This is a genomic window from Pseudoalteromonas sp. P1-16-1b (genome assembly GCF_001401785.1).
GTDB classification, from domain to species: Bacteria; Pseudomonadota; Gammaproteobacteria; order Enterobacterales; family Alteromonadaceae; genus Pseudoalteromonas; species Pseudoalteromonas undina.
Genome location: NZ_LKGQ01000054.1, coordinates 1 through 494 on the forward strand (window position 1 = coordinate 1; position 494 = coordinate 494).

General features: G+C 48.0%; 2 tRNA genes. Both read left to right on the forward strand.

What is annotated here, in order from left to right:
• Positions 1–213: 213 nt before the first annotated feature.
• Positions 214–289 (forward strand) — tRNA-Gly (locus AN392_RS18115).
• An 18-nt stretch (positions 290–307) separates the two neighbouring features.
• A tRNA-Cys gene (locus AN392_RS18120) sits at positions 308–381 on the forward strand.
• Positions 382–494 lie beyond the last annotated feature (113 nt).

The following is a 494-nucleotide window of genomic DNA, read 5'->3' on the forward strand; positions in this document are numbered from 1 at the left end:
CCGAGTGGTGGAATTGGTAGACACAAGGGATTTAAAATCCCTCGACTAACAAGTCGTGCCGGTTCAAGTCCGGCCTCGGGCACCACTTTTAATTATTGACCAAGTTAATTAAAAGTTTGATAAATACTTATTTTATGGCACTAACTCAGTTGCCAGAACGTTTTACCGCGACATGGTCGCGCACCAACGTACAAATTACTGATAAAGTTTTATGCGGCACTAGCTCAGTTGGTAGAGCGCGACCTTGCCAAGGTCGAGGTCACGAGTTCGAGCCTCGTGTGCCGCTCCAAATTATTTGATATGTTTAGGCGGAATGGCAGAGTGGCCATGCACCGGATTGCAAATCCGTTTACCCCGGTTCGACTCCGGGTTCCGCCTCCAAATAATTACTCCACACGCTTTAACTAGCAAACTCGATGCCCGAGTGGTGGAATTGGTAGACACAAGGGATTTAAAATCCCTCGACTAACAAGTCGTGCCGGTTCAAGTCCGGC